Origin of the sequence: Actinoplanes sp. NBC_00393 (genome assembly GCF_036053395.1) — a bacterium.
Lineage (GTDB): Bacteria > Actinomycetota > Actinomycetes > Mycobacteriales > Micromonosporaceae > Actinoplanes.
Genome location: NZ_CP107942.1, coordinates 410,292 through 435,689 on the forward strand (window position 1 = coordinate 410,292; position 25,398 = coordinate 435,689).

At 71.6% G+C, this 25,398-nt stretch carries 27 protein-coding genes; 16 read left to right on the forward strand and 11 right to left on the reverse strand.

The features are described from left to right. On the forward strand, nt 1-567 hold the full coding sequence (locus OHA21_RS01825; protein WP_328469432.1) for a GerMN domain-containing protein: 567 nt from the start codon (nt 1-3) through the stop codon (nt 565-567). A gap of 41 nt (nt 568-608) precedes the next feature. Here OHA21_RS01825 and OHA21_RS01830 read toward each other — a convergent pair whose 3' ends face one another. From OHA21_RS01830 to OHA21_RS01840, 3 genes are all read right to left on the reverse strand, one after another. Further along, nucleotides 609-1,127 carry a hypothetical protein gene (locus OHA21_RS01830; protein ID WP_328469434.1) on the reverse strand — a complete coding sequence of 173 codons (519 nt, stop codon included), beginning with the start codon at nt 1,125-1,127 and terminating at the stop codon, nt 609-611. 147 nt (nt 1,128-1,274) lie between these two features. Further along, the gene (locus OHA21_RS01835; protein ID WP_328469436.1) at nt 1,275-2,054 is read right to left on the reverse strand and encodes an ABC transporter permease; all 780 of its coding nucleotides are present in this window, start codon (nt 2,052-2,054) and stop codon (nt 1,275-1,277) included. After that, nucleotides 2,051-2,944 carry an ABC transporter ATP-binding protein gene (locus tag OHA21_RS01840; protein ID WP_328469438.1) on the reverse strand — a complete coding sequence of 298 codons (894 nt, stop codon included), beginning with the start codon at nt 2,942-2,944 and terminating at the stop codon, nt 2,051-2,053. The genes OHA21_RS01835 and OHA21_RS01840 overlap by 4 nt, the downstream gene beginning before the upstream one ends. Nucleotides 2,945-3,054: 110 nt before the next feature. On the opposite strand from OHA21_RS01840, the gene OHA21_RS01845 reads away from it, so the two are divergent. Together OHA21_RS01845 and OHA21_RS01850 are read left to right on the forward strand one after the other, a co-directional pair. Continuing rightward, on the forward strand, nt 3,055-4,236 hold the full coding sequence (locus OHA21_RS01845) for a sensor histidine kinase (RefSeq protein WP_328469440.1): 1,182 nt from the start codon (nt 3,055-3,057) through the stop codon (nt 4,234-4,236). Beyond that, a complete protein-coding gene (locus tag OHA21_RS01850; protein WP_328469442.1) occupies nt 4,233-4,895 on the forward strand; it encodes a response regulator transcription factor in 663 nt (220 codons plus the stop codon). The genes OHA21_RS01845 and OHA21_RS01850 overlap by 4 nt, the downstream gene beginning before the upstream one ends. Here the strand turns inward: OHA21_RS01850 and OHA21_RS01855 are convergent. After that, entirely contained in the window at nt 4,862-5,602 is a 741-nt protein-coding gene (locus OHA21_RS01855; RefSeq protein ID WP_328469444.1) for a GNAT family N-acetyltransferase, read from the reverse strand. The two genes, OHA21_RS01850 and OHA21_RS01855, sit on opposite strands and share 34 nt — an antisense overlap. Before the next feature lie 36 nt (nt 5,603-5,638). Further along, on the reverse strand, nt 5,639-6,442 hold the full coding sequence (locus OHA21_RS01860) for an SAM-dependent methyltransferase (RefSeq protein WP_328469446.1): 804 nt from the start codon (nt 6,440-6,442) through the stop codon (nt 5,639-5,641). A 141-nt stretch (nt 6,443-6,583) separates the two neighbouring features. Here OHA21_RS01860 and OHA21_RS01865 point away from each other — a divergent pair, with 141 nt between their 5' ends. Beyond that, nucleotides 6,584-8,371 (forward strand): CocE/NonD family hydrolase, encoded by a 1,788-nt coding sequence (locus OHA21_RS01865; RefSeq protein WP_328469448.1) that lies wholly within the window; start codon nt 6,584-6,586, stop codon nt 8,369-8,371. A gap of 81 nt (nt 8,372-8,452) precedes the next feature. Further along, the gene (locus tag OHA21_RS01870) at nt 8,453-9,775 is read left to right on the forward strand and encodes a TIGR04013 family B12-binding domain/radical SAM domain-containing protein (protein WP_328469450.1); all 1,323 of its coding nucleotides are present in this window, start codon (nt 8,453-8,455) and stop codon (nt 9,773-9,775) included. A gap of 364 nt (nt 9,776-10,139) precedes the next feature. Here OHA21_RS01870 and OHA21_RS01875 read toward each other — a convergent pair whose 3' ends face one another. Beyond that, nucleotides 10,140-11,645: a DedA family protein gene (locus tag OHA21_RS01875; protein WP_328469452.1), complete on the reverse strand. Its 1,506-nt coding sequence runs from the start codon at nt 11,643-11,645 to the stop codon at nt 10,140-10,142. Nucleotides 11,646-11,725: 80 nt separating this feature from the next. Between OHA21_RS01875 and OHA21_RS01880 the strand changes: the two genes are divergently transcribed. Beyond that, nucleotides 11,726-12,493 (forward strand): hypothetical protein, encoded by a 768-nt coding sequence (locus OHA21_RS01880; protein ID WP_328469454.1) that lies wholly within the window; start codon nt 11,726-11,728, stop codon nt 12,491-12,493. Nucleotides 12,494-12,520: 27 nt separating this feature from the next. Continuing rightward, nucleotides 12,521-13,078: a hypothetical protein gene (locus tag OHA21_RS01885; RefSeq protein ID WP_328469456.1), complete on the forward strand. Its 558-nt coding sequence runs from the start codon at nt 12,521-12,523 to the stop codon at nt 13,076-13,078. Here the strand turns inward: OHA21_RS01885 and OHA21_RS01890 are convergent. Both OHA21_RS01890 and OHA21_RS01895 read right to left on the reverse strand, forming a co-directional pair. Continuing rightward, nucleotides 13,075-14,241, reverse strand: coding sequence for a 4-hydroxybenzoate 3-monooxygenase (locus tag OHA21_RS01890; protein WP_328469459.1), 1,167 nt, complete (start codon nt 14,239-14,241; stop codon nt 13,075-13,077). The two genes, OHA21_RS01885 and OHA21_RS01890, sit on opposite strands and share 4 nt — an antisense overlap. Before the next feature lie 4 nt (nt 14,242-14,245). Further along, nucleotides 14,246-15,025 (reverse strand): IclR family transcriptional regulator, encoded by a 780-nt coding sequence (locus OHA21_RS01895; RefSeq protein ID WP_328469461.1) that lies wholly within the window; start codon nt 15,023-15,025, stop codon nt 14,246-14,248. A gap of 75 nt (nt 15,026-15,100) precedes the next feature. On the opposite strand from OHA21_RS01895, the gene pcaH reads away from it, so the two are divergent. The 7 genes from pcaH to OHA21_RS01930 are packed head-to-tail and all read left to right on the forward strand — an operon-like array spanning nt 15,101 to nt 21,224. Continuing rightward, the gene (gene pcaH, locus OHA21_RS01900; protein WP_328478254.1) at nt 15,101-15,847 is read left to right on the forward strand and encodes a protocatechuate 3,4-dioxygenase subunit beta; all 747 of its coding nucleotides are present in this window, start codon (nt 15,101-15,103) and stop codon (nt 15,845-15,847) included. Beyond that, complete coding sequence (gene pcaG / locus OHA21_RS01905) at nt 15,844-16,407, forward strand: protocatechuate 3,4-dioxygenase subunit alpha (protein ID WP_328469463.1); 564 nt, start codon at nt 15,844-15,846, stop codon at nt 16,405-16,407. The genes pcaH and pcaG overlap by 4 nt, the downstream gene beginning before the upstream one ends. Before the next feature lie 22 nt (nt 16,408-16,429). Further along, nucleotides 16,430-17,632 carry a lyase family protein gene (locus tag OHA21_RS01910; RefSeq protein WP_328469465.1) on the forward strand — a complete coding sequence of 401 codons (1,203 nt, stop codon included), beginning with the start codon at nt 16,430-16,432 and terminating at the stop codon, nt 17,630-17,632. Nucleotides 17,633-17,639: 7 nt separating this feature from the next. Then, the gene (gene pcaDC, locus OHA21_RS01915; protein WP_328469467.1) at nt 17,640-18,767 is read left to right on the forward strand and encodes a bifunctional 3-oxoadipate enol-lactonase/4-carboxymuconolactone decarboxylase PcaDC; all 1,128 of its coding nucleotides are present in this window, start codon (nt 17,640-17,642) and stop codon (nt 18,765-18,767) included. Beyond that, entirely contained in the window at nt 18,764-19,936 is a 1,173-nt protein-coding gene (locus OHA21_RS01920; RefSeq protein ID WP_328469469.1) for a thiolase family protein, read from the forward strand. Before pcaDC ends, OHA21_RS01920 begins: the two co-directional genes overlap by 4 nt. After that, on the forward strand, nt 19,933-20,595 hold the full coding sequence (locus OHA21_RS01925; RefSeq protein ID WP_328469471.1) for a 3-oxoacid CoA-transferase subunit A: 663 nt from the start codon (nt 19,933-19,935) through the stop codon (nt 20,593-20,595). Before OHA21_RS01920 ends, OHA21_RS01925 begins: the two co-directional genes overlap by 4 nt. Then, nucleotides 20,592-21,224 carry a 3-oxoacid CoA-transferase subunit B gene (locus tag OHA21_RS01930; RefSeq protein ID WP_328469473.1) on the forward strand — a complete coding sequence of 211 codons (633 nt, stop codon included), beginning with the start codon at nt 20,592-20,594 and terminating at the stop codon, nt 21,222-21,224. The genes OHA21_RS01925 and OHA21_RS01930 overlap by 4 nt, the downstream gene beginning before the upstream one ends. Nucleotides 21,225-21,352: 128 nt before the next feature. On the opposite strand, the gene OHA21_RS01935 is transcribed toward OHA21_RS01930, so the two are convergent. Then, on the reverse strand, nt 21,353-22,273 hold the full coding sequence (locus OHA21_RS01935; RefSeq protein ID WP_328469475.1) for an AraC family transcriptional regulator: 921 nt from the start codon (nt 22,271-22,273) through the stop codon (nt 21,353-21,355). 71 nt (nt 22,274-22,344) lie between these two features. Between OHA21_RS01935 and OHA21_RS01940 the strand changes: the two genes are divergently transcribed. After that, the gene (locus tag OHA21_RS01940) at nt 22,345-22,833 is read left to right on the forward strand and encodes a VOC family protein (protein WP_328469477.1); all 489 of its coding nucleotides are present in this window, start codon (nt 22,345-22,347) and stop codon (nt 22,831-22,833) included. A 171-nt stretch (nt 22,834-23,004) separates the two neighbouring features. Here OHA21_RS01940 and OHA21_RS01945 read toward each other — a convergent pair whose 3' ends face one another. After that, nucleotides 23,005-24,129, reverse strand: a complete 1,125-nt coding sequence (locus tag OHA21_RS01945; RefSeq protein WP_328469479.1) for a lytic polysaccharide monooxygenase — start codon at nt 24,127-24,129, stop codon at nt 23,005-23,007. Between the two features lie 160 nt (nt 24,130-24,289). Beyond that, nucleotides 24,290-24,685, reverse strand: coding sequence for a hypothetical protein (locus tag OHA21_RS01950; protein ID WP_328469481.1), 396 nt, complete (start codon nt 24,683-24,685; stop codon nt 24,290-24,292). Nucleotides 24,686-24,834: 149 nt separating this feature from the next. Between OHA21_RS01950 and OHA21_RS01955 the strand changes: the two genes are divergently transcribed. Next, nucleotides 24,835-25,398: a DUF2087 domain-containing protein gene (locus tag OHA21_RS01955; RefSeq protein ID WP_328469483.1), complete on the forward strand. Its 564-nt coding sequence runs from the start codon at nt 24,835-24,837 to the stop codon at nt 25,396-25,398.

Sequence of the window (25,398 nt, forward strand, 5' to 3'; positions counted from 1 at the left end):
GTGTCCATCCGTGGTCTCGCCGCCACCTGCGCCGCTGTGCTGCTCCTCGCGGGCTGCGGCGTTCCGGCGCAGGACAAGCCGCATTCGGTCGACCTGCCCCGGCGCCCGCTCAACGGCACCTCGTCAGCCCCGGCGTCGGGCGTGGTCGGCGACGTGGCGCAGGTGATGTACCTGATTCGCGACAACCGCCTGGTGCCGACCGTGCGACGGTTCGCGGAGATGCCCGATCCGCAGGAGCAACTCGACCAGCTGATCGCCGGGCCCACCGCGGCCGAGCAGGCCGTCGGGTTGTCGACGGCGCTGAGCGCTGCCGCGCTCCGGGTGGGCCTGCCGAGCGGCGGGGGGACGGTCGCGGTCGAGGTGGCCGAGGCCGAGGAGGGCACCGCCCGGACCGACGAGATGCTTGCGTACGGCCAGATCGTCTGCACCCTCACCTCGCGCGCCGACGTCGCCGCGGTCACGTTCGTGCGCGACGGTCAGCAGCTGCGGGTGCCGCGCGGCGACCTGACGCTGTCCAGTGATCCGCTGCGGGAATCCGACTACCGGGCTCTCGTCGGCTCGGCCTGACCGCCGCAGCCGGCGTGCGGGGTGCACGCCGGCCGTACGGGTCAGGCGGCGCCGTACCCGAAACTGCCGATCAGTTTGGTCCGCGTGTGGTCGTAGTAGACGCTGACCGAGATCCGGGTGCCCTCGGCGAAGGAGAACTCCCTGGTGCCGTAATCGATGGCATTGTTGGTGCCCGGAGCCTGGTAGGTGCCGTAGCAGACGTCCCGGTACCCGGTGCACAGCTCGTAGTAGACGGTGTCGCCGTCGTTGCGCGTGTCGTAGAACCAGAACTTCTCGCCGTACGGATGGAACTCCGCCTTGCCGACCAGGCCGCTGCCGTCGCGGATCTCCACCTTGATGGCGATGCCCCCGGCATCGAAGCGGAAGAGCGTGCCGTCGGCCGAGTCGGCGAGCCGGCAGCCGTTGCTCTCGCGCACCACCGTGAGCACACCGGAGGCCCGCCAGCAGTCGTCGGTGTCCACGACGGCCGCCCGGTAGGACAGGTTGCTGTACGCCTGCGCCGGGCTGGCGACCAGCGTGGATGCGAGTACGAGGCCGGCCACCGCGAGGAAGCGTCTCATCTCGTCCCCCTTGATCTTGATCGATGAGACAGGGATCCTATCGACTGACGACTATCGCTGGGGGGCCGGCGACCGGCCTCTGGCGAACCACAGGATGAGGCCGGCGAAGGAAGCGAAGGACATCGTTCTTCTCCTCGGGTGAGTGGGTCAGGCGTCGCGGCGGCTGAAGCTGATCGCGCCGGCGATGAGGGCGAGAAGCACATATCCGGCCGTCACCGCCGCCGCGCCGCCCTGTGAGAGCAGGTAGGGATGGTTGCCGCCGGCCAGTTGCGGCGTCAGGTTGGGCAGCAGGACCGAGGCGAGCCGCAGTTGCCACACCGTCGGCAGGAAGTGGGCGAAGATCGGCGCCACCAGCACGAGCGCGCCGAGCGTGGTCAGCGCGGCCGCGGTGGACCGCAGGAGCGCGCCCAGACCCATCGCCACCAGGCAGGTCACCGTCACGATCAGGGTTGCGCACAGGACGGTCGGGACGGCGTCGGTCCACTGCGGCCACGGGTTGATCGGTGCCGGCCGGTCGCCGAGCAGCAGCCTCGCGTCGGCGAAGGCGAGCAGTGCGAACAGGGCGCCGCAGCCGAGGCCGACCAGGCCGGCCACCGTCGCCTTGGCGCCGATCAGCAGACGCCGCTGGGGTACGGCCAGCAGGCTCGGACCGATCGACCGGGTGGTGTACTCGCTGGTGATCAGCATCGCGCCGATCGCTCCGACGAAGAACATCACGAACGGCATGGTCACCACGGTCGGGTCGGCCGTCTCGTAGTTCGCGCGGTCCGCCGGGGTGGCCGCGTCGTACGACTGGACAAGGAAGAACAGGATCAGCGCGCCCAGCGCGGTCGCGGCCACCCCGCCGGCGAGAAAGGCCCAGGTCGACCGGAGGGTGCGTACCTTCATCCACTCGGCGGCCACAGCGTCGCGCATCGACGTCGTCATCGGTACTCCAAAGCCTCGTCGGTCATTTCCAGATAGACGTCCTCGAGCGTGGCGCTGCGCGGCGTCAGCCCGTGGACGGGAATCGATGCCGCTGCGGCGGCGTCGCCGATGGCCGGCGCGTCCACCCCGACGGCGACCAGATCGCCATCGTCGGTGCGGGTCACCGTGGCGCCGAGCCGCGTCAGGACCCCGGCCAGCTCAGCGGTGCGGGGCGTGCGGACGAGCACGTCGCGCTCGAACCGCTCGCGCATCTCCGCCACCGAGGTGTCCTCGAGCAGCCGGCCCTTGCCGATGATTAGCACCCGGTCGACGGTGACTGCCATCTCGTTCATCAGGTGGCTGGAGAGCAGCACGGTACGGCCCTCCGCGGCCAGCGAGCGCAGCGTCGAGCGGATCCACCGGATGCCGGCCGCGTCCAGGCCGTTGACCGGCTCGTCGAGCAGCACCACCGCCGGGTCGCCGAGCAGGGCGCCGGCGATGCCCAGGCGCTGGCGCATGCCGAGGGAGAACCCGCCGACCCGTTTGTGCGCCACCGCGGCCAGGCCGACCTGCTCCAGCACCGCGGTCACCCGCGCCCTGCCGATGCCGTTGCTGCGGGCCAGGCAGGCGAGATGGGTGAACGCGCTGCGGCCGGGGTGGGCGGCGTCGGCGTCGAGGACCGCGCCGACCTCGTGCAGCGGGCGGCGGATCCCGGCGTACCGGCGGCCGCCGATCAGGGCCTCGCCGGAGGTGGGCCGGTGCAGGCCGAGCACCATGCGCATCGTGGTGGACTTGCCGGCCCCGTTGGGCCCCAGGAAACCGGTCACCACGCCCGGCCGGACCTCGAAGGACAACCGGTCGACGGCCGTCGTGGCCCCGTACCGTTTGGTCAGCTCCCGTAGCTCGATCATGCCGAGAAGCGTGTCAGCGGGGGTGGGGCCGGCGAGTCTGCCCGGAGTCGGAAATGGAGGTATGACCTGGGTCAGACGCGCCGTCCCGGTCCGCCGGATAGCTTGAGCGCGTGAAACCGGCACGCGGCACGCTGATCGACGGGGCCACCGCCGCCCTGCTGACCTATCTGATCGCCACTGCGACGCTCGACCCGCCGGGTCCGGCGTACACCGGTCCCGCTGCCGTGGCGTGGCTGGCCGGCGCGGCGATCGCGTTGCCGCTGGTGGCCCGCCGCTGGTGGCCGCTGCCGGTGTTCGCCGTCGTGGCCGCGGCCGCCGCGATCGCCACCGCCACCGGCGTCGTCGGCTTCGGAGTGATTGTCCTGACCTGGGTCCCGGTCGTGCTCGCGCTCTACTCAGCGGCCGCTGTGGCCGGCCGGATCGCGTCAGTTCTGATCCTGGCCGGCGGTCTGGCCGCGCCGGGCATCACCATTCCCTGGCTGTACCTGCGCACCGGAGTCAGCCCTGCCACGGCGCCGGAGAGCGAGGCGCCACTGTGGTGGCAGGTGGAACTCGGTGTGGTCGTCGTGATCCTGGCCGTCGCCTGGACCACCGGCCGCCTGATCCGGTGGCGGCGCGCCCTGCAGGCCGACTCCGCCCGCCGGCTGGCCCGCGACGCGGTCGCCGACGAACGGCTGCGGATCGCCCGCGAACTGCACGACATCGTCGGGCACAGCCTCAGCCTGATCGCGGTGAAAGCGACCGTGGCCAACCACATCGCCGAGGAGAAACCGGCCGAGACCCGGGCGGCCCTGCTGACGATCGAGAAGACCAGCCGGTCCGCGCTCACCGAGATCCGGCGGCTGCTCGACGTGCTGCGCGAGGACGACGACCCGGCCGCCGAACTCGCCCCCTCACCGGGCGCCGCCGACCTGCCCGACCTCGTCGAACGGCTGCGCTCCGCCGGGCTGCGTATCGACCTCGAGCTCAGCGGCGCCGGGGAACTGCCGACGGCGGTCGGCCTCACCGTCTACCGCATCGTCCAGGAGTCGCTCACCAACGTCATCAAACACGCGGACGCGAGCCATTGCCGGGTGCTGGTCCGGGCCGGCGACGGCGAAGTGCACATCGAGGTGACCGACGACGGCCGCGGCCGGCAGCCGGCCCGGAAACGGCGTGCGGGTCAGGGCCTGATCGGCATGCGGGAGCGTGTGACCATGTACGGCGGCAGCCTCGCCACCGACACCCGCCCGGAAGGCGGGTTCCGGGTCGTGGCCGCCATTCCGTACACCGCAGCGGAGGAGACCGCGTGACCGGCATCAGCGTCCTTCTCGCCGACGATCACCCCCTGATGCGGGAGAGTTTCCGGGCGCTGCTCGACGCGTCACCCGGCCTCACCCCGGTCGGCGAGGCGGGCAACGGCGCCGAGGCCGTCCGGCTGGCCCGGGAGCTGCGGCCGGACGTGGTGCTCATGGACGTCCGGATGCCCGAGATGGACGGGATCGAGGCGACCCGGCAGATCTGTGCGGAGACGTCCGCCGTACGCGTGCTGATCCTGACCACCTTCGACCTCGACGAATACGTCTATGCCGCACTCCAGGCCGGCGCCAGCGGCTTCCTGGTCAAGGACGCCACAGCGGCCGAGCTGCTCAACGGCATCCGGCTGGTCGCCGCCGGCGAGGCGCTGCTCGCGCCCCGCGTCACCCGCCGGCTCATCGACGCCTTCACCAAACAGGGCAAACCCCGGTCCGGTACGCCGCGCGGCCTCGAAACGATCACGGAGCGGGAACGCGAGGTGCTGACCCTGATCGCCGGTGGCCTCTCCAACACCGAGATCGCGGAGCACCTGCACCTGGGCGTTGGCACCGTGAAGACCCACATCGGACGCCTGCTGCACAAGCTCGCCGCCCGCGACCGCGCCCAGCTGGTGATCGCCGCCTACGAGTCCGGCCTGGTTACCCCGGCGCGCTGATCGACCCCGGAGAGGCCCAGCAGCGGCAGGTAAGCGGTCCGGCGGCATGCTGCCAGCAGTTCTTGTAGCTGGTCGTCGTTCTCGGACACCGCGCGGCCCTCCACCCGGGCGAAGTAGCGCACCAGGAAGTCCTCGACGAGCGTGCTCCGGATCCGGTCCGGTGCCGGGCTCACGGCTTCGTCGGCCTCGATCACGAGAAGCAACAGGTCGGGCAGGCGTCCCGCTCCCGGCATCAGCTCAGGCATCAGGTAGGGGATCGGCAGGCGTCGTCCGCCGAACCCCGCGTAGAGCCGCAGCCGCGCATCGTCATCGCCGTACTCGGAACCGCCGTCTCGCGCGGCACCGGGGTCCCCGGCTTCGGCGAAGACCACGTGGGGCTCGAGCGCCGCCCGCCAGTGCGCCCCCGCGACCGCGACGAGCCGGCGGCCGATGCCCTGGCCGCGCAGATCAGGCCGAACGGCGAAATAGCAGAGAAGCGCAGCCCGGACGTCGGCGAACCACTCCAGAAAGAGCGCACCCACCGGCTCCCCGTCCGGCGTCGTCGCCACCGCCCCGAGCAGTTCGTCAGCGGAGAGCCGTTGTTTCAGCTTCTCGAAGGGTTCCCGCTCAGCGGGCGGAAAGCTCGGCGCGATCACCGCGTCGTACAGCCTGCGCAGCGTGCCGGCGTCCGGCTCCCCCTGGAGGAGTCGGATCGAGACCTCACCCACGTCGAGCCGCCCTCCGGTCTGTTGTCCTGGTCAGGTTCACGCTTTGCGGGCGACACCGCCGTAGTGCGGAACCGGCTGCGCGTCCTCGTTGCCGGTGTCGGGCCGCCAGCGCGAGCAGCTGACGACGCCGGGCGCAACGAGCTCGAGGTCGCCGAACAGGTGCTGAACCTGCTCGGCGCTGCGAAGCACCATCTTGGCCGCCGGACCCTCGTTCCACAGCCGCAGCGCCTCCACCATGGTCGCCCCGTTGATCTCCGTGGTCGGATGCGAGATCGCCACATAGCTGCCGGCGGGAAGCGCGCCGACGAGCCGGGCGACCAGACCGGCGGCCTCGCCATCGTCGGGAACGAAGTTCAGAATGCCCAGCATGGTCAGCGCGATCGGCTGGTCGAAGTCGAGGGTGCTGCGCGCACCCTCGATGATCACTTCCGGCTGGCGCAGATCGGCTTCGAGGTAGTCGGTCCGGCCCTCCGGGTGGCTGGTCAACAGGGCGCGGGCGTGGACCAGCACCAGGGGGTCGTTGTCCACGTAGACGACCCGGCTGCTCGGAGCGACCGCCTGAGCGACCTCGTGCGTGTTGTTCGCGGTCGGGATGCCGGTCCCGACGTCGAGGAACTGCCGGATACCCACCTCACCGGCCAGATATCGAATGACCCGGCCCAGGTAGGCGCGGTCGGCACGGGCCGACTCGACCATCTCGGGGACCATCTCCAGGATCTGATCGGCGACCGCCCGGTCGACGGCGAAGTTGTCCTTGCCGCCCAGCCAGTAGTTCCAGAGACGCGCGGAGTGCGGCACCCCGCTGTCCAGCTTCGAAATGGCGCTGCTCGACTCGGACACCGGTGTCCTCCGATTCGCTACGAAAGGGCTCGCGGCCAGAGACTAGCCGGTGCGATCGACACACGTCATCTCCCTCCAAAAGGACGACAACACGCTAGCGTCAAGGCTTGTATAGGAGCTGATCTATCTCTGGGAGGTCAGATGAGCGTACGTGCACGGACCATGGCCGCCGCCGGCGCGCTGATCACGGTTGCGACCCTTGCGGTGGGTGGCACGGCAGCCGCCGCCGCTCCGTTGCCGGCGCCCGCCCCGACGGGCGTCACCCACGAGGAGAATCCCCGCGTACCGGAGGGCGCGGTCTGGACGGAGGCGTACTTCCCGTCCGCCGACAACAGCGGCGTCGAACTCCATGCCGACGTCCTCCGGCCGGCGAACCTGCCGTCGCGCGCCAAGACACCGGTGATCCTCGCCGTCGGCCCGTACTTCAGCCACGCGGGCCAGACCGGGCCGGAGGGGTGGCCGCAGACCGGCCCGTCCAGCCGGTTCGCGGACTTCACGAGCGGCACGGACCTGTTCGCCCGCGGCTACACCTACGTCATGGTCGACCTGCGCGGCTTCGGTGGGAGCACCGGCTGCCTCGACTGGGCGGGCCCGGGCGAGCAGGCCGACGTGAAGGCCGCGATCCAGTGGGCGGCGACTCAGCCGTGGTCCACCGGCAAGGTGGGCATGTACGGCAAGTCGTACGACGCCGTCACCGGCCTCGTCGGTAACAACCTGCGCCACCGAGCGCTCAAGGCCGTCGTGGCCCAGGAGCCGGTGTGGGACATGTACAACTACCTGTTCAGCAACAAGGTTCCCCGGCCCAATGTGACCGGCACGCCGAACGCCTACAACGGCATCGCCACGCTGGCGCCGCTGCCCGACGACACCGACCGCTACCAGGCCAACGCGGCGTACGAGCAGAACCACCCCGAATGTCTCGCCGACAACCTCACGAACAACAACAACCCTGACAACGACTCGCCCTACTGGCGCGCCCGGGACCTCGCGGCCCAGGCGAGGGGCACGAACACCCCGCTCTTCGTCACGCAGGGCTTCATCGAGAACAACACCAAGCCCGAGGACATGGAGGAGTACCTCGACAACCACCGCGGCGTCGAGCGGGGCTGGCTGGGGCAGTGGGAGCACGTCCGCGGCAACGAGACGAACGATCAGGGTCAGCTGCTCATGGGCCGGGCCGGGTTCTTCGACGAGGTCATACGCTTCTACGACCGCTACCTGAAGGGCATCCGGCCGGCGGTGCACGACCCGGCTTACGCCATCGAGGACAACACCGGGGCGTGGCGCGCGCAGCCGACCTGGCCGGCGCCGACCTCGTACGCCAGGCCCGCCCTGGCCGACGGAGAGTACGTCGACGACGGCATCGCCGCGACGCTGGCCGCACCCGCCGGTCAGGAGTGGGACATGGAGCACTACACGGATCCCGCCCCGCCCGCCGCCAAGAGCCGCGCTGCCGCCGACGCGCACAGCTATTTCACCTGGTCCACGCCGGTCGAGTCCCGGCTGCGGATCACCGCCACGCCGCGGATCACGATGAACGCGAGCGCGACGGGCAACGTCATGGTGCGGCTGTGGGACGTCGCTCCGGACGGGACCGCGGTGATGTTCGACGAGAACGTAGCGCTGATCGAACGTGCGGGCCGCGTCGCGTTCGACCTGAAATCCACCGACTGGACGCTTGAGGTGGGTCACCAGCTGGGCGTTCAGATCGGGACGATCAACAGCGGAAGCTGGCGCGACACCCCGAGCGGCAACACGATCGAGATCACCCGCGCGCGGCTGAGCCTCGCGCTGCAGAACCCGCGGTTCGACGTCCCGACTCAGGGCGATCGGTCGCCGTTCCTCGACACCTACCTGCGGCAATACACCCGAACGCTCACCGGCGTGGGCGAGGGAACCTTCCGGCTCGCCCTCGGTCACCGGCACTGACGAGCTGTGACGGTTGGACTGCCCGGCCCTGCGAGCGGCCGGGCAGTCGGATCCTCATCCAGAAGCTGCCAGAATCACCGCATGAACGGTCCTGACCTGGTCCTGGTGCTGCGCTATCGCAAGGCGGTGACGTACGGCTTCCACGTCCTCCTGGGCGCGCTCGGCGAGCACGAGACCGCCACCCGGTACGAGGTCCGGTTCGGGGAGAACGTCGAGGAGACCGCCCGGCACATCCGGGAGGCGGGCGACACCCGGGTGCTGGTGCTCTGGTCGTTCTACTCGCCGGACGCGGCCGCGCTCGCCGAGGAGCTCCAGCAGATCCGCGCGCTCGCCGACGGCCCGAACGTCACCCACCTGGCCGGCGGCGTGCACGCGACCGCCGAGCCGGTGCAGACGCTCGACGCGGGCTGGGACATGGCAGCGATCGGCGAGGGCGAGTCCACCCTGCTCAGCCTGGTCGACGCGAAAGGCGACCCGGCCGGCATCACCGGCCTCGCCTACCGTTTGGCCGGCGAGGTGAAGAAGACCGGCAAGGCGAGGCAGCTACCCCTCGACGAGTTCCCGGGCTTCGCCCTGAAATGGGACAAGTTCAACGCCCTGGAGATCACCCGCGGCTGCATCTACGCCTGCCGGTTCTGTCAGACGCCGTTCATGTTCTCCGCCCGGTTCCGGCACCGCAGCCTGGAGAACGTGCGCTGGCACGTCGACCAGATGCGCGCGCGTGGCCTGCGTGACGTCCGGTTCATCACGCCGACCGCGCTGTCCTGGGGCACCCAGACCGAGGAGCCGAACCTGGCCGCCGTCGAGGAACTGCTGGCCTCCTGCCGGGAGGGGATCGGGCCGAACGGGCGGGTGTTCTTCGGGTCCTTCCCCAGCGAGATCCGGCCCGAGCACGTCAGCCGCGAGGCGTTGCGGCTGGTCAAGAAGTACTGCAACAACAACAACATCATCGTGGGCGCGCAATCCGGATCGGACCGGGTGCTGGGCGCGGCCAAGCGAGGGCACGACACCGAAGAGGTACGCCGTGCCGTCCGCCTCGGCGTCGAAGAAGGCTTCCGGATCAACGTGGACATGATCTTCGGAATGCCCGGCGAGGACCGGACCGACGTGGACGCGTCCCTCGGCCTGGCCCGTGAACTGGCCGACCTCGGCGCCCGCATTCACGCCCACACGTTCATGCCGCTTCCCGGCACCCCGTGGCGGGACGCCCCACCCGGCGACGTGGACCCGGACACCATCCGCGAGGTCGACCGCCTCTCCCGGCGCGGCGCCCTCTACGGCCACTGGCAGAAGCAGCGCGACCACGCCGCCCGCCTCGCCGCAGCCGCCGAGGCCTACCCGCGCCCCGGCCGCAGCCGAACCCTCCTGCCCACCCTCCCACCAACACCCACCAACCCCAGCTGACCGCCAGCGTTGCCTCCCGGCCGCGCAGGCAGCGCCGGGCGTCAGCCCGCAGGCTCGGCTGACCGCCAGTGTTGCGTCCCGGCGGCGCAGGCAGCGTTGGGCGTCAGCCCGCAGGGCTCGGCTGACCGCCAGTGTTGCCTCGCGGCGGCGGAGGCAGCGGTGGGCGTCAGCCCGCAGGCTCGGCTGACCGCCAGCGTTGTCTCCCGGCGGCGGAGGCAGCGGTGGGCGTCAGCCCGCAGGGCTCGGCTGACCGCCAGTGTTGCCTCCCGGCCGTGGAGGCAGCGGTGGGCGTCAGCCCGCAGGCTCGGCTGACCGCCAGCGTTGCCTCGCGGCGGCGGAGGCAGCGCTGGGCGTCAGCCGGTTGTCAGGGGGTCGCGGCGGTCAGCGCCAGCTGGGCCGGCTCCGGGGAATCGTCGGCGGGCGGTGGGACCGGGCGGGGACGGCCGGCCCGGCCGGACCAGACTGCGGCGTTGACCGCTGCCCAGGCCGCACCGAGCACCAGCGCGGCCACCGTCTCGCTCATCCGGCTCCAGCCGAGATAGACCCATGACCCCGCGCACAACACCGTGCCCACCGCCGCCAGCGTCCAGACCGCGACCTGCCACGACCAGGGCAGACCTCGCGCCACCAGCCAGGCGAGCAGCCCGGCCGCGGCGGCGACCTGCGCGGTCTGTCCGGCCGACATGGTGGCCAGGGCGAGCGCCGCCGCGTCGAGCGGCACGTTCCCGTCGAACTCGGCGGGCGTTGGGAAGACCAGCGTCTCGGCAGCCTGCCAGCCGGGCGGGACAGCCATGGCCAGCACGGCCGCCAGGATCGCCGCGGGCAGCACCGGCCCGAGCGCCTCCAGCAACCCGGACCCGCCACCGCGCCGCAGCCCGGCCCATCCGCCCCGCGCACCGAGCCCGGCCAAGCCTGCAGCGGACCGAAGCGAGGGCGAGGTGAGGCCGGCAGGGGAGCGGAGGAAGAGGGACGTGCGGGGCCACCACCAGCGGATCAGGGAGACCGCGACCGCGAGGGCGATCAGGACCTCGGGCACCAGCGTGGTGGCGGTTTCCAGGGCGAACAGATACCCGTCCGACGTCCACTGGGATCGGGCCCACTCCGCCACCGCCTGGTCCGTCGCGGCGAGGCCGCTGAAGCGGACGACCGCCGGGATCGCCGCGACCAGCAGCACCGCGAGGCTGGTGAGCAGCCCGAGGCTCAGCCCGGCCGCCGCAACCGGATGCCACAGCCGGGGCGGCCACGGGTTCGCCGGCCAGGACAGGGAACGGGCGAATGCGCGTACCGGATCGGGGTGTTGACCGAACCATCGGCCGGCCAGGATGAGGCCGAGAAGGATCAGTGTCAGCGCCGCCAGCGCGCCGGCGGCACGCCCGGCGCGGGCGGCAAGGATGTCGTAGGAGGCGCCCGCCAGGTAGCTTGCGCCTACCATCCACAGAGACCACAGCATCGCCGCCGGCGTGTGCCAGGCAAGGAAGCGACCGCGGGGTACGCCCGAACGAGCCGCCAACCGTGGCATGAGGGTCCGCGCACCGACCACCCACTGACCGAGAAAGATCGCCCGCCCGCCGTGCCGCGCGAAGAGCCGCTCGGCGCGTTGCCAGCGTGAGTTCGTGACCGCGACCGCGCGGCGGGAGCCGGAGAGATAGGCCAGGTTGCCGCCGAGCAGGGCGGAGAAGACCGCCACCGCCAGGGCCGGGACGAGCGGGACGACGCCGGCGTTGGCCAGCAGTCCCATCGCCACCAGCGCGGTCGCGGCCGGCAGCACCAGCCCGGCGATCAGGGCCGTCTCGGCGGTGACCAGGACGGCGACGACGAGGTACACGAGTGCCGGTGGCAACCCGCCCAGAAGATCATTCAGCCAGCCCATATCGATCAACCTAGGGTCTTGGGTACGCGCGGCGGATCGGTGATGCTCCTTAGGGATCCACCGATATCCCGGAGGGGACGATGCACCGAATCCTGCAGCGGATCGACGAGCTCGCCGCCCATCTGGCCACCCGTGACGACACCGTCGCGGTCCTCGGCCTCGGTTCGGCGGGCGCCCAGCGCGCCCGCCTCGACGACCATTCCGACCTCGACTTCTTCCTGATCGTCGCCGAGGGCGCGAAGTGGCGGTACGTGGACCGGCTGGACTGGCTGGAGGCGCCCTGCCCGGTGGTCTACAGCTTCGCCCATGCCCGTTCCGGCCGGAAGGCTCTCTATCAGGACGGCATCTACGCGGAATATCTGGTGCTCACTCCGGCGGAGCTGCCGCGGGTGCCGTTCTCCGGCGCGCGGGTGGTGTGGCGGCGTGACGACGCCCCGGCCGGGCTCGCGCAGAGCGAGGCGCCGGTGCCCCGCGACCCGTACGACACCGTCGACTACCACCTGAACGACGCGCTCACCTGTCTCTACTCGGGCCTGCACCTGGAGTTGCGCGGCGAGCACCTGGCCGCCGCGAGGTTCATCCAGAACCGCGCCGTCGACGGGGTGATCGCCCTGCTGCGCCGTAGTGAGGGCGAGACGCCGTACCGGGATCCCTTCGACCCGGCCCGGCGGGTGGAGCGGGCGTACCCGGCGGAGGTGCTGCCGCTGGCCGCGATGGTGCCCGGTTACACCGCGAACCTGGCGGCTGCCCGCGCCACGTTCGAGTGGTTGTGCCGGCGCTTTCCGGTGGATCCGGCGATCGGGGAAGCGATCCGCGGCCTGCTCGGCCGTTCGGACGATTATCGGTGATCTTCGAAGCGAGCAGTGTCTATACCCATGGTGGAGACAGTTCCGAAGTGGCGGGCCGTCGTCCTGGACTTCCTGGAGCGGGCCGGCTGGTCGGCGGGGCAGGTGTTCGTGGCGACCCTGCTGGCCGGTGGTGTCGGCGCGGTCGGGCAGCTGCCGTGGAAGCAGGCGGCGACCCTGGCGATCAGCGCCTTCCTCGCTTCGCTGCTGCTCACCGGTGTGCAGTACCTCGGCAAGTTCACGCATCTGGCGTTCTGGCCGGACCTGCTGATCCGGCTGGCCAAGACGTTCCTCAGCACGCTGGCCGGGGCGATGGTCGCCGGGGTCTTCGACGTCACCACCTTCGACTGGGGCTCCGCGTTCAACGTCGCCGCGCTGGCCACCCTGGCCGCGCTCGGCAAGGGCCTGCTGGCCCGGGAGCCGGCCGCGCCGAACGGGCAGGTGCCGCCCGGCGCCAGCCCGTCCACGCTGCCGATGGGCACCTACCGGGAGGCGGTCGACCACGCGCCGCCGCCGCCCACCATCGAGGCGACCAACCCGCCCGAGGGGACGGCGGCGGTGCCGCCGTCGGGCACCCCTCCGGCCTAGTAGCCGATCGGCAGACCGGCGTAGTTCTCCGCCAGTCCGGTCGCGCCGGCCTCGCTGGTGGCCACCCACCGCAGCTGGGAGAGCTGCAGCTGGGCGTCGAACGGGTCGCCCGAGGTGTGCAGCATGGTCGTCATCCACCAGGAGAAGTGGGTGCACCGCCAGACCCGGCGCTGGGCGTCGTCGGAGTACCGGTCGGCGAGGGTCTCGTTCTTCTCGACCAGGGACGCGATCAGGGCCTTGCTGAGCAGCGCCACGTCGGCGATCGCCAGGTTCAGGCCCTTGGCGCCGGTCGGCGGGACGATGTGCGCGGCGTCGCCGGCGAGGTAGAGGTTGCCGTGCCGCATCGGGGTCTGCACGTAACTGCGCATCGGCAGCACGCTCTTGTCGGTGATCGGGCCGGGGGTGAGTTTCCAGCCGTTCTGCCCGTGGCCCAGCCGGGTGGCCAGCTCCTCCCAGATCCGGTCGTCGGACCAGGACTGCGGGTCGGTGCCGTTCGGCACCTGCAGGTAGAGGCGGCTCACCGTGGCCGAGCGCATCGAGTGCAGGGCGAAACCGTTCGGGTGCCAGGCGTAGATCAGCTCGTCGGTGGAGGGCGCGACGTCGGCGAGGATGCCGAACCAGGAGTAGGGGTAGACCTTCTCGTACTTCTCCGCGGCCGGGACGGCGTTGCGCGACGGCCCGAACGAGCCGTCACAGCCCGCGATCACGACGCAGTCCAGTCGCTGGGACACGCCCGCCTTGTCGGTGAACGTCACGAACGGACGATCTTCCAGGGAGTGCAGCGAGACGTCCGAGACCTCGTAGTGGATCTCCTGACCGTCCGCGTGGCGGGCCGCGATCAGATCCTTCTGCACCTCGGTCTGGCCGTAGACCCAGACACTGCGGCCGGCCAGGTTCACGAAGTCCAGGTGGTGCCGCTCGCCCGGCCACTGCAGATAGATGCCCCGGTGGTGGTCGCCCTCCGCGCGGATCCGGTCGCCGAGCCCCACCGACTCCAGCAGTTCGACGCTGGAGTGCTCCAGGATGCCGGCGCGGATCCGGGCCGCGACGTACTCCTCCGAGCGGGTCTCGAGGACCACCGACTCGACCCCGCCCTGGGCGAGGAGGTGGGAAAGAAGCAGGCCGGCCGGGCCGGCGCCGATGATGGCGACCTGGGTACGCATGCCCTCAGCCTTCGGCAGCCGGACGCACCGCGGCAAGACCCGAATTCCACTCAGTGGAAGCGGTGAGCGTTCGCCCGATCCCGTTGGCCGCCACCTGCAACGCGGACACCAGGCGTGGCAACTGGCGCCGCAGATCGGGCACCACCATGCCCAGGGCGGCCACCACGGCGTCGCCCCGGCGCACCGGCACGGCCACCGAGCAGGCGCCCAGGCTCATCTCCTCGCCGGTGGTCGCGTACCCCTCGGCGCGCACCCGGCGCAGCTGTTCCAGCAGGCGGGCCGGCTGGGTGACCGTGTACGCGGTGATCCGGGTGAGCGATTTCAGAACCTCCACCCGCACCTCGTCCGGCGCGTACGCCAGCAGCACTTTCCCCACCCCGGTGGCGTGCATCGGCAGCCGGGAGCCGACCCGGCTGACCACCGGCACCGACACGTGCCCGGCCAGCCGCTCGATGTAGAGCACCTCCAGCCCGTCGCGGACGGCGAGGTGCACCGTCGACAGGGTTGTCCCGTACAAATCGTGCAAAAATGGTGACGCCGCCTGGCGCAGCCCGCTCTGCACCGGGGCGAGCAGCCCGAGCTGCCAGATCCGGCGCCCGATCACGTAGTCGCCGCTCGGCTCGCGGGCCAGCGCGCCCCACCGCTGCAGCTCGCCCACCAGGCGATGGGCGGTCGCCAGGGGCAGGTCGGCACGGCGGGCGAGGTCGGTGAGGGAGAGGCTGCGGTGCTCCCCGTCGAAGGCGCCCAGGAGGGCGAGCGCGCGGGACGTGACGCTGGCGCCCACTTGCCCCTCCTTCCGCTGAGTGGAAGAAGAGTATCGCCGGAGTCCCCATGACCGCCTAGCGTCCGGAGCGTGAACATGGAGCTGTCACAAGCTGACATCAACCGGGAGATCGAGGCAGCGGCGCAGCAGCCGGCCGGCCCGCAGCCGCGGATCGACTACGCGCCGTACCGCAGCAGCGTCCTGCGGCACCCGAAGCAGCCGCTGCATCTGATCGACCCGGAGTCGGTCGAGCTGTGGGCGCCGGCGTTCGGTCACCGCGACGTCGCCGACGACGAGGCCGACCTGACGATCCAGCACGCCGGCACCCCGCTGGGCGAGCGGATGGTGGTGACCGGCCGGGTTCTGGACGGTGACGGCCGCCCGGTCGCCAACCAGCTGGTCGAGGTGTGGCAGGCGAACGCGGCGGGCCGGTACCGGCATCAGCGCGACCAGCACCCGGCCCCGCACGACCCGAACTTCACCGGCGTCGGGCGGATGCTGACCGGCCCGGACGGGACGTACCGGTTCCAGACCATCAAGCCGGGGCCGTACCCGTGGCGCAACCACCTGAACGCCTGGCGGCCGGCGCACATCCACTTCTCGATCTTCGGCAGCGACTTCACCCAGCGCCTGGTCACCCAGATGTACTTCCCGGGCGACCCGCTCTTCCCGCTGGACCCGATCTACCAGTCGATCACCGACCCGAAGGCGCGGGAGCTGCTGATCGCCCAGTACGACCACGACGTGACCACCCCTGAGTGGAGCACCGGATACCGCTGGGACATCGTGCTCACCGGCACCCACCGCACTCCGCTCGAATCCGACATCGAGGACCCTTCATGAGCGCGGTTCCGGGCCAGACCGTCGGCCCCTTCTTCCACCTCGGTCTCGAGTACGACCGGATGAACGAGCTGGTCCCGCCCACACACCCGAAGGCGGTGCGGTTGCACGGCCGGGTCTCCGACGGCAACGGCAACCCGGTCCCGGACGCGGTCCTGGAGATCTGGCAGGCCGACCCGCAGGGCCACATCCTCCGTGAGCCCGGCTCGCTGCGCCGCGACGGCTGGACCTTCACCGGCTGGGGACGGGCCGCCACCGACCCGGACGGCCATTACCAGTTCGCCACCCTCGAACCGGGCCCCACCGAGCCGGGCCGGGCGCCGTTCTTCGCGGTCACCGTCTTCGCCCGCGGTCTGCTCGACCGGCTCTTCACCCGCGCCTACCTCCCCGACGACCAGGACCTTCTCGCGAACGACACGGTCCTCTCCGCGCTGGCGCCGGACCGCCGCGGCACGCTCATCGCGCGCCGCGAGCCGCACGGTCTCGTCTTCGACGTCCGGCTTCAGGGCGAGGCCGAAACGGTCTTTCTCACCTACCCCCGCTTGCGCGACGCGTGGGCATGATCAAAACCGGGCGGGGTACGGCGTGAGCGATCTCTTGTGGCCGGGGGACGACCGGGCCGGTGACCTGTTCACCGACGCGGCCGTCCTCGCGGCGATGGTGCGGGTGGAGGCCGCCTGGCTGGACGCCCTGGTCCTGCACGGGGTGGCCGGTCCGGAGGCCCGCGACGACCTGGGCGGGCTGATCGGCCCGGCGGACGCGCCCGGCCTGGCGGTCGCGGCCGAGGGCGGCGGCAACCCGGTGATCCCGCTGCTGAAGCTGCTGCGGTCGCGGCTCGCCGAGCGCAACCCGGCCGCGGCCGCGGTCCTGCACAAGGGCCTGACCAGCCAGGACGTGCTCGACACCGGGCTCGTCCTGTGCCTGCAGGACGTGTTCGCGCGGATCCGCGACGACCTCGGCGGGCAGGTCGGCACGCTGGCCCGGCTGGCCGACGAGCACCGGGCGACGCTGATGGCCGGGCGGACGTTGACGCAGCACGCCGTACCGATCACGTTCGGCCTCAAGGCCGCGACCTGGCTGACCGGCGTGCTCGACGCCCGGGATGCCCTCGCCGCCGCGGCCGCGCGCCTGCCGGTGCAGATCGGCGGCGCGGCCGGCAGCCTGGCCGCGCCGGTCGCCCTGGCCGGCTCGCCGGAAGCAGTCCGCGACCTGGTCGACATCACCGCGGCCGCCCTGGAGCTGCCGGCCCGCACCCCCTGGCACACCGCCCGGGCGCCGCTGACCGGCGCCGCCGACGCGCTGGTCACCTGCACCGACGCCTGGGGCCGGATCGCCAACGACGTGCTGGTGGCGGCCCGCCCGGAGACCCACGAGCTCACCGAGAGCGCGGTGGACGGGCGCGGCGGCTCGTCCGCGATGCCGAACAAGCAGAACCCGGTCCTGTCGATCCTCGTCCGCCGGGCCGCCCTGGCCGCGCCACCGCTGGCCGCGACCGTGCACACCGGCGCGGCGACCGCGGTCGACGAACGGCCGGACGGCGGCTGGCACGTCGAGTGGGCCACCCTGCGCACCCTCGCCCGGCGCACCGTCGTGGCCGGGTCGCAGACCGCCGAACTGCTGGCCGGGCTGCACGTGGAGACCGCCTGGATGACCGCCAACCTGGCTGCCGCCCGGCCCGGCATCGACGCCGAACAGCACTCGGTCGCGCCGGACTCGGCGCCGGACGAGCCGTACCTCGGGGCCATCGACCAGATCATCGACGCGGCGCTCGCCCGCGCGAAGGAGTAACTGTTCCGTGCTGACCGCGACCACCTTCACCGAGGCGCCGGACCGGCCGCTGCTGCTGCTCGGCTCGTCCGTCGGGACCAGCGTCGAGACGCTCTGGGCGCGCTGCGCCGAGCGGCTCTACGGCAGCTACCACGTGGTCGGTTTCGACCTGCCCGGGCACGGCCGCAGCGACCCCGCGCCGGGCCCGTACACGATCGCCGACCTGGCTCGCGAGGTGGTCGCGCTGGCCGACCGGATCCGGCCGGGCACCTCGTTCCTGTACGCCGGCGACTCGATCGGCGGCGCCGTCGGCCTGCACCTGCTGCTCGACCATCCGGAGCGGGTCACCGCCGCCGCGCTGCTCTGCACCGGCGCGAAGATCGGCGAGGCGCAGATGTGGCACGACCGCGCCGAGCTGGTCCGCGCCGAGGGCACCGGTGTCGTGGTCGCCGGTTCGGTCGAGCGCTGGTTCGCGCCCGGCTTCGTGGACCGTTCGCCCGCGGTGGCCGAACCCCTGCTGGACGCGCTGCGCGCGACCGACGACGAGAGCTACGCGCGGGCCTGCGAGGCACTGGCGAGCTTCGACGTACGCGATCGGCTCGCCGAGATCGCCGCGCCGGTGCTCGCCGTGGCCGGCGCCGCCGACAAGCCCACCCCGCCGGACGGCCTGGCCGCGATCGCCGACGCCGTTCTGCACGGCCGGCTCGTGGTCCTCGACGGCGTCGCGCACCTCGCCCCCGCCGAGTCCCCGGAGATCGTGGCGTTCCTGCTGGACCAGCACTTCGACGCGCACCGCGCGGCCGGCATCAAGGTGCGCCGCGAGGTGCTCGGCGCGGCCCACGTCGACCGGGCCACCGCCGGCACCACCGAGTTCACCCGCGACTTCCAGGACCTGATCACCCGGTACGCCTGGGGCGACATCTGGACCCGTCCCGGACTCGACCGGCGCAGCCGCTCCCTGATCACCCTGACCGCCCTGGTCGCGCTCGGGCACCACGAGGAACTCGCGATGCACGTGCGCGCCGCCCGCACCAACGGGCTCACCGTCGACGAGATCAAAGAGGTGCTCCTGCAGACCGCGATCTACTGCGGCGTACCGGCCGCCAACACCGCTTTCCGCATCGCGCAACGTGTCCTTGCTGAGGAGTCCCTGTGACCGAATCCTTCGTCTACGCCGCCGCCCGGACCCCGTTCGGCCGCTACTCCGGCGCGCTCGCCGAGGTACGCCCGGACGACCTGGCCGCCACCGCCCTGACCGGCCTGCTGGCCAAGGCCCCCGACCTCGACCCGGCCCGGATCGACGACGTCTACTGGGGCAACGCCAACGGCGCCGGCGAGGACAACCGCAACGTCGGCCGGATGGCGGTGCTGCTCGCCGGCCTGCCGACCAGCGTGCCCGCGAGCACCGTGAACCGGCTCTGCGGCTCCAGCCTGGACGCGGCCATCATCGGTTCGCGGGCCATCGCGTCCGGTGACGCCGAGGTCGTCGTGGTAGGCGGGGTCGAGTCGATGACCCGGGCGCCCTGGGTGCTGCCGAAGCCGTCCCGTGCCTTCCCGGCCGGAAATCTGGAGGCGGTCTCCACCACGCTCGGCTGGCGCCTGGTCAACCCGAAGATGCCGGCCGAGTGGACGGCGTCGCTGGGGGAGTGCAACGAGCAGCTGGGGGAGAAGCACGGGATCGGGCGGGAGCGGCAGGACGCGTTCGCCGTACGCTCGCATCTGCTGGCCGCCAAGGCCTGGGACGAGGGCTTCTATGCCGATCTGACGGTTCCCGTCGGCGACCTGACCCGCGACGAGGGCATCCGGGCCGACAGCAGCATCGAGAAGCTGGCCCGGTTGAAGCCGTCGTTCCGCAAGGAGGGGACGATCACCGCCGGCAACGCGTCCCCGCTCAACGACGGCGCCGCCGCGGTCCTGCTCGGCTCGGAACGCGCCGCCGGATACTTCGGCGTCCAGCCGCTGGCCCGGATCGCCGGGCGGGCCGCGCACGCCGTCGACCCGCAGGACTTCGGCTTCGCCCCGGTCGAGGCGGCCGAGAAGGCGCTGCGCCGGGCCGGCATCGGCTGGTCCGACGTGGGCGCGGTCGAACTCAACGAGGCGTTCGCCGTACAGTCGCTGGCCTGCGTCGACGCGTGGGGCATCGACCCGGAGATCGTGAACACCAAGGGTGGCGCCATCGCCATCGGCCACCCGCTGGGCGCGTCCGGCGCCCGCATCCTCGGCACCCTCGCCCACGTGCTGCGCGAGCGCAACCAGCGGTGGGGCGTCGCGGCCATCTGCATCGGCGTGGGTCAGGCCCTCGCCGTCGTCCTGGAGAACGTGTGAAGACCACTATTTCTGACGCCCGGGCCGCCGTCGAGGCGGTCAAGGACGGCGACACCGTCCTGATCGGCGGGTTCGGCATGGCCGGCATGCCGGTCGAGCTGATCGACGCGCTGATCGAGCACGGCGCCGGCGACCTCACCATCGTCAGCAACAACGCGGGTAACGGCGACACCGGCCTGGCCGCGCTGCTGGCTGCGGGGCGCGTACGGAAAATGATCTGCTCTTTTCCCCGCCAGGCCGACTCCTGGGTGTTCGACGGGCTCTACCGGGCCGGGAAGATCGAGCTCGAGGTTGTCCCGCAGGGCAACCTCGCGGAACGGATGCGCGCCGCCGGCGCCGGCATCGGCGCCTTCTTCTGCCCGACCGGCGTCGGCACCATGCTGGCCGAGGGCAAGGAGACGCGTACGATCGACGGCCGCGAGTACGTCCTGGAGTACCCGATCCGCGGTGACGTGGCACTGATCCGCGCGCATGTCGCCGACCGGCTGGGGAACCTGGTCTACCGCAAGACCGCGCGCAACTTCGGCCCGGTCATGGCGACCGCGGCGGCGGTCACCATCGCCCAGGTCTCGCAGATCGTCGAGGTCGGCGCGCTGGACCCGGAGAACGTCGTCACCCCGTCGATCTACGTGAACCGGCTCGTGGAGGTCCCCCGATGAGTCTCAGCAAGGAGGATCTGGCCCGGCTCATCGCCGGCGACATCCCGTCCGGCGCCTACGTGAACCTCGGCATCGGTCAGCCGACCTCGATCGCGCGCTTCCTGGAGGAGGACAGCGGGGTCGTCCTGCACACCGAGAACGGCATGCTCGGCATGGGCGAGGTGGTCCCCGCCGAGCAGGCCGACTGGGACCTCACCAACGCCGGCAAGCAGCCGGTCACCGAACTGCCCGGCGCGGCGTACTTCCACCACGCCGACTCGTTCGCCATGATGCGCGGCGGTCACCTGGACGTCTGCGTGATGGGCGCCTTCCAGGTCTCGGCCGGCGGTGACCTGGCCAACTGGCACACCGGCGCGCCCGATGCGATCCCGGCGGTGGGCGGCGCGATGGATCTCGCGGTGGGCGCCAAGGAGGTGTGGGTGATGATGACGCTGTTCACCAAGAGCGGTGAGCCGAAGCTGGTGCCGGAGTGCACGTACCCGCTGACCGGCAAGGCCTGTGTCACCCGCGTCTACACCGAGGTGGCGACGTTCCATCTCGGTCGATCCGGGGTAACGGTCACCCAGACGTTCGGAATCACCTTCGACGAGCTGGCTTCCCGCCTGGACGTGCCGCTCTCGAAGGGGTGAGGCCACGAAGGCCGGCGGCTCAACGGCGCGCCGCCGGCCTTCGTTCAACAGCCTGTTGTCATCGGGGCTGGGCGCGCATCGCGCTGTTGAGGCGGCGCTGTTGAAGCCGCGCGGTTGAAGCGGCGCGCTCAGAGCCGCGCGTTCTGAAGGGCCGCTTTCCGGTAGGCGCCGGGTGACACACCGACCTCGCGTTTGAAGGCCGCGGCGAACGCGACTTCCGACCCGTACCCCACCTGCCCGGCGACCGCCGCGACCGTCACCCGCTCGTCCCGCAGCAGGTTCCGGGCCCGCTGCATGCGCAAGGCGAGCAGATACCGCATGGCCGGCTCACCGACCCGTCCGGTGAACCGCGCCGCGAACGCCGCCCGCGACAGCCCCGCGACACCGGCGAGCGCGGCCAGCGTCCAGGGCCGGGCGGGTTCCGTGTGCATAGCCGCGAGCGCCGCCGAGACGTACGGATCAGCGAGCCCCGCCAGCCACCCCGCGTGCCCGGCGGAGGCGTGCCGGCGCAGCGCCCGGATCAGCAGCGCGTCCGACAACCGCCCCATCACCAGGTCGCTTCCGGGCCCGCCGTCGAGCGCCTCGGCCTCCAGGGCCTCGGCCAGCGGCACGAGCCAGGGTTGCGGCCGTCCGTCCGTACCCGGAACCCGCAGCACCGGCGGCAGCCCGCGCAGGGCGGGATGGTCCGGTTCGCCCATCACGAACGCCCCGCACATCACCACGGTCTCCGGGACCGGCCCACCGCCGCGCACCCGGATGCCCGGCGTCCGGGTGGCCAGCTCGAAGCCCGCGACCACCGGCCCGGTACCGGCCCCGGGCGACTGCAACACGTGCGCGTCACCGCGCGGAAAGATCACCAGATCGCCGGTGCCGAGCGGCACGGGGTCGCCGCCGGCCAGCAGGTATTCGCAGCGCCCGTGGGTGATGAGATGCACGCCGCGCAGGCCAGGCCGGTCGAAGCCGATCCGGAACGGCGTGCCGAACTCGAGCCACCGGTATCCGGCGCTCGCGAAGTGGGCCTCGCGCAGGATCGTGCTCAGCAGATCCACGAGACGGTCGCTGTGGTTCGGCGGACGGTCACGGATGGAGTGTCCCCGCCGCCGCCCCTAGCGTCGATCGCATGACAGACACAAAGACCGCCGGCATCGCCGGACTCGATCGCATCGCGCAGGTCAAGCTGCCGGTGACCGACCTGGCCCGCAGCGTCGCCTGGTATCGCGACCTGCTGGATCTGCGCCTGTGGGCGGAGTTCCGGGAGGACGGGGTGGTCCGCGGGGCCGCGCTGATCGATCCGCTCGGCCGGTTCAACATCGCGCTGCGCGACCGTACGGTCTGCGCCAACTCACCCGACCTGCGCGGCTTCGACGTGGTCGCGTTCCTGCCCGGCAGCCGTTCGGTGCTCGCCGAGCTGATCGACCGCTGTGCCCGGTTCGGGGTCGCGCACAGCGGCATCGAGGAGACACCGGCCGGACCGCGACTGGACATTGCGGACCCGGACGGCACGGTGTTGCGGTTCTACCACTTCACCGACTCGACCGACGGTTTCCTCGGCCTGGAGTCGCGGGACGGGCAGTTGGTGGGCACCTATCCGGAGCCCTGCCTGGAGTGACGGGGAACGAGGTGGGGCTGCCTCGTTCCCCGTCGGGAGTCACAGCACGTGCGTGGACGGAGCCGAACCACGCGGTCTAGCTTTGCCTCCGTTCCTGCTGGGGATGTGTCGGGGGACTGGGAGCGCTCCCATTAACATCAATGTAACTGAATTTAACGGGCTGCGCGAGGGTCAGACAGTTGCGGAGCAGCTGAGCGTCGGCGTTGCCGCAGCTCCGTTGGCCAGGAAACCGAAACTGGTGCTGGCTCCTGCCGCCACCGCGCCGTTGTAGCCGGCGTTGGTCGCGGTGACCGTGTTGCCGCTCGTGGTCAGCGTCGCGTTCCAGGCCTGCTGGACCGGCGGCGTGCCCGGGTAGGTCAGCTGCACCCGCCAGCTCTTGATCGCCGCGCTGCCCGCGGTCACCTTCACCTCACCCTGGTAGCCGCCCTGCCAGGACGACGTCACGGCGAAGGTCGCCCCGCACGTGCCGGTGACCGGCGTGGACGGGGACGAGGACGGCGAGACCGAAGCGGAGGGCGACGCCGACGGCGAGGACGACGGGGACACCGACGGGGACACCGACGGGGACACCGACGGGGACGGCGACGGCGAGGTCGGCGGCTGGCTGCCGCCGAAGTTCACGTCGCTGCAGAAGTAGTACGACTGGTCCAGGTGACTGGCCTGCCAGATGGTGTAGACCAGCGCCCGGCCGGACCGCCCGGACACGCTCACCGGGATCTCCTGCTGCACACCGTTGGCCAGTTGCTGGGTCCAGTTGGCCGCCGGGGTGTTCGGGACGGTCTTCACCAGCTCGAGATCGGACCACTTCAATGCCGTGGTGACCGGGTTGTAGCCCGGCTTCGACACGTACACCCGGATGTAGTCGGCGCCGTGCCGCGCGCCGTCGAACAGCGACACGGTGAACGAGTTGCCGATGTTGGTGGCCTTCCAGTCGCCGACCGTGTCCATGGCGTTGTACCGGCCGCCCTCGGTGCGGCCGCCGCTGCACAGCTGGCCGTCCGGGATGGCGCCCTCGTGGTTGCCGGCGACGTTCTCGCGGAACAGGCCGTTCCAGTTCCACATCGCGTTCGGGTTGGCCTGCCAGGCCTGCCAGCACATCGGATCCTCGGTCGCCATGGCGGGATCCTGGAACTTGGAACCCCAGCGCTCGAAGCAACCGTAGTTGCGGGAGGCCGGTCCGACCACGTTGCCGTGTGCGGCCGCCGGCGTGCTCGGTGCGAAGAGCACGGCGGCAGCCGCGGCGAGGGCCGCGACGATGCTTGAGATCAAATACCTGCGACGTACGGGTGAGGACATGTGGGCTCAGCACTCCGTGAGCTCGGGACCGTCGCGTCGTGCGCGACGGCCTGCAGAAGTGGACTGCGCGGAAGTGCCCATGCCTCCGCGCGCCGCGTGGCTCCGGCGGCGTGCTGTGGCCTCAGCCTTGCCTAACGATCGACTGAAGTCAATCCCATGATCACGCGTGCCCGATGGTCCAGTTCTCCCGGTCGTTGCCGCTGCACGGATCGAACGAGTTCTCGACGTGCACGCAGACCCGGAACGTCACCCGGCGCCCCTCCCCGAAGTTGTGGTCGAACCGGACGGTCTCACCGACCGTGCCCGACCCCCAGTGGGTGGCCTCCTGCACGGTGCCGTTCTTGCGGATGTACTCGTACTCCAGGTACACCCGGCTGCCGTGGTCGGTGCGCTTGGTCAGCGCGAAGCTGTCGGTCGCGGAATGGAACCACGCCTCCGCCAGAACCCGGCTGTTCGCGTCGTAGACCCGGGCGATCGCGTCCTGGGCCGGCGCCGCAGCCGCGGCCGATGGCGCCAGGCCCACCGCGATCAGGGCAGAGAGGGGCAGGATGTTCATGATCGCCTCCGGTTCGCGCCGGGACGGCGCGGCCCTGCGCCGCGTCGCCAAACCGAGAGGTCTTCACCGATTACCCGCCCGTCACCAGCGGAAACCGGCCGGCCGGATATTCGGGTGCCGGGCCCGGGCGGCGCGCCTACGGTGTGGGGATGTCCGTTGAAGCCGCGCGTGCCGCCGAGATCCTCATGCAGTTGTCCCACCCGGCCCGGCTGCGGGCCTACGCCGAGCTGGTCCGGGCGGGGAACGACGGCGCCACCCTCTTCGAGCTGTCGATCCATCTCGACCTGCCGAAAGCGGAGGTGGGCGAGCTCTGCGGCCGGCTGGTCGGCGCCGGTCTGGCCACCGGCACCGGCAACGGCACCTTCCGGGCCAAGGGTGACGTGCTGCGCGAGGCCGCCCAGGCCCTCGACCGGGCGCAGCCGGTGGGGTCGCTGCTGGCGGACTATCCGCAGCTGAAGTCGTATTTCGCGCACGGCCGGCTGAGCAGCCTGCCGCCCACCATGAGCGAGCGCTACCAGCAGATCGGCGAGCTGTTCGCCCGGTTCCTCGCGGTCGACGGCGTGCTCACCGAGGACGAGGTGAACCGGCGGCTCGCCGTGGTCGCCGACGACGTGGCCGCGGTGCGCCGGATGCTGGTCGAGACCGGCTGGCTGGAGCGCGACCGGGCCGGAACCTCGTACGGTTCCGGCCGGGTCCTTCCGCAGCCCGCCTGA

Coding starts and splice junctions, on each gene's coding strand:
- OHA21_RS01930 (WP_328469473.1), top strand. CDS start 20,592: ATGAGTCTCAGCAAGGAGGATCTGGCCCGGCTCATCGCCGGCGACATC.
- OHA21_RS01950 (WP_328469481.1), bottom strand. CDS start 24,685: ATGAACATCCTGCCCCTCTCTGCCCTGATCGCGGTGGGCCTGGCGCCA.
- OHA21_RS01945 (WP_328469479.1), bottom strand. CDS start 24,129: ATGTCCTCACCCGTACGTCGCAGGTATTTGATCTCAAGCATCGTCGCG.
- OHA21_RS01870 (WP_328469450.1), top strand. CDS start 8,453: ATGAACGGTCCTGACCTGGTCCTGGTGCTGCGCTATCGCAAGGCGGTG.
- pcaG (WP_328469463.1), top strand. CDS start 15,844: ATGAGCGCGGTTCCGGGCCAGACCGTCGGCCCCTTCTTCCACCTCGGT.
- OHA21_RS01880 (WP_328469454.1), top strand. CDS start 11,726: ATGCACCGAATCCTGCAGCGGATCGACGAGCTCGCCGCCCATCTGGCC.
- OHA21_RS01940 (WP_328469477.1), top strand. CDS start 22,345: ATGACAGACACAAAGACCGCCGGCATCGCCGGACTCGATCGCATCGCG.
- OHA21_RS01865 (WP_328469448.1), top strand. CDS start 6,584: ATGAGCGTACGTGCACGGACCATGGCCGCCGCCGGCGCGCTGATCACG.
- OHA21_RS01835 (WP_328469436.1), bottom strand. CDS start 2,054: ATGACGACGTCGATGCGCGACGCTGTGGCCGCCGAGTGGATGAAGGTA.
- OHA21_RS01885 (WP_328469456.1), top strand. CDS start 12,521: ATGGTGGAGACAGTTCCGAAGTGGCGGGCCGTCGTCCTGGACTTCCTG.
- OHA21_RS01890 (WP_328469459.1), bottom strand. CDS start 14,241: ATGCGTACCCAGGTCGCCATCATCGGCGCCGGCCCGGCCGGCCTGCTT.
- OHA21_RS01955 (WP_328469483.1), top strand. CDS start 24,835: ATGTCCGTTGAAGCCGCGCGTGCCGCCGAGATCCTCATGCAGTTGTCC.
- pcaH (WP_328478254.1), top strand. CDS start 15,101: ATGGAGCTGTCACAAGCTGACATCAACCGGGAGATCGAGGCAGCGGCG.
- OHA21_RS01830 (WP_328469434.1), bottom strand. CDS start 1,127: ATGAGACGCTTCCTCGCGGTGGCCGGCCTCGTACTCGCATCCACGCTG.
- OHA21_RS01875 (WP_328469452.1), bottom strand. CDS start 11,645: ATGGGCTGGCTGAATGATCTTCTGGGCGGGTTGCCACCGGCACTCGTG.
- OHA21_RS01840 (WP_328469438.1), bottom strand. CDS start 2,944: ATGATCGAGCTACGGGAGCTGACCAAACGGTACGGGGCCACGACGGCC.